At 36.3% G+C, this 1,693-nt stretch carries 2 protein-coding genes; both read right to left on the reverse strand.

Going from position 1 to position 1,693, the window contains the following annotated elements:
- Positions 1–532: 532 nt before the first annotated feature.
- Entirely contained in the window at positions 533–985 is a 453-nt protein-coding gene (locus tag N782_RS20375) for an ASCH domain-containing protein (RefSeq protein WP_036824878.1), read from the reverse strand.
- A gap of 40 nt (positions 986–1,025) precedes the next feature.
- The coding region (locus N782_RS21700) for a hypothetical protein (RefSeq protein WP_036824881.1) at positions 1,026–1,693 on the reverse strand (668 nt) is incomplete at its 5' end.

Below are 1,693 nucleotides of genomic sequence, written 5' to 3' on the forward strand. Positions count from 1 at the left end.
CCACCTTAATAATTCAAAATCTGTGTCTTGACTATTGGGTCCACCTTAGTCGTTCTATACTCAACTCTTCTTTATTATTACAAGAACTTAATATTAATAAGTTGGATAAGAGTAATATCGTAATAAAGAATCTGTTATAAATTTTTACTCCCCCCAATCATATCTTACTCAATAATAAAGCCTTACCCTCCAGTTTACCATATAAATTCCAAATGTAATCTATTCTATATAAATAAGATTTCCCTATTCTTACGATAATCTCGAATCCAAGTCTTCCAGATTATGGCCCTTATCCTGAACACTTGACTTCGAGATAAAAGAATAAATTTAACCATCCCTACATATTAAATCTCATCTATTTCTAACACTCTGCCAGTCCCTATTCAGGGGTCACGTAGAAAGTTTATTACAATGAAAAAAGCCCTGCAGTGGATTCCTTCCATTCCGCAGCGCTTCTATATAAATCTGAGAGCTCCCTCGAATTAATTCAAATGTTTAATTGCCCATCACACTTTCCAATACGTTACAATCTTCATAATTTTTCATTAACATCAATTAGCTTAAACCGCTCGCAAACAACTAACATATCTTCTGAGAATTCTAAGCCAAACTCCTTTAATTCAGAACGAAAAAAGGATTCATGGGTGTTCCACCAATATTCGTAGCTCAGGTCCCCTTCACCTTCTGCCAATGCAAATTCTTCTGATACTTGATTCATTGGTGAAATAGTGACTTCCGTTGTCTTTATTATTGCTACAGGTTGATCGTTACTGTTTAGTATAATGCTATAATCCTCTGTTGTTGGTAAAGGTTCGTTTTCCAGATCATAAAATATATGCCCAGAGCAGGTAGCGGTTTTCATACCATCCATAACCAATTGCGCTAAAGTATCCGCATCATCGCCAAACTGCCAAGCACTAACGGATTCAGGTGTTTCTTGACCTTCCCAAAATGTATCCCAATATTTCTTTGCTGCTTGATTCATATTAATTCTCCTCTTTCTTCAAATCTTACACCACAATCGTTTATTGCGTTTGTTTTACTAGATCAAGCAATATTCTTCTTACATCACTTGCTTTTAGGTCAGAACCCGTCAGTTCAACCGAATAAAAAATATTACTATCAACCCAAGAAATATGACCGGTATGCCATTCAGAATATTTATCAGGAGCGTTAAAATATACATCTACATTATTTTCAAGCGAAATTTTTTCTGCATCTTTCTTAAATGATTGTAATATCGACATATCATAATCCCTTGCATAAAAGCTCAAAATATTATCTGTTTCTTTAGAAGTTGATTTTAGCTGAATTGCTATATCTCTACCATCTTCGATATCGTTCCAGTCTGTAATTAAAACAGGTTTAAACGGATGGTATGAGCTCGGCATTTCTGTTGGAACGTTTAATGAAAAAGGTAATGAACTAATGGCTATTTCTAATGACTTTGCGTTATAACGTTTTGGTTCCTTATTATTACTATTTTCAACTTCTAAATTTTCTACATCTAATGTATTTTCACTGTTCTGACAAGCAAGAACAAAAGCGCAAGCGCCCGGGTAGCGACGTACAAACTGGACGGCTCCGTATGAGATAAAGGAAACACGGAGAGCGACAGCGATCCGATGTTGACTTATCGTAAGGAGGTGCAGGAAGTTTGCTAGTCGCTGGGCGCTGGAGCTGGACGTGGCCG

The organism is Pontibacillus yanchengensis Y32 (assembly GCF_000770635.1).
Lineage (GTDB): Bacteria > Bacillota > Bacilli > Bacillales > BH030062 > Pontibacillus > Pontibacillus yanchengensis.

Coding starts and splice junctions, on each gene's coding strand:
- N782_RS20375 (WP_036824878.1), bottom strand. CDS start 985: ATGAATCAAGCAGCAAAGAAATATTGGGATACATTTTGGGAAGGTCAA.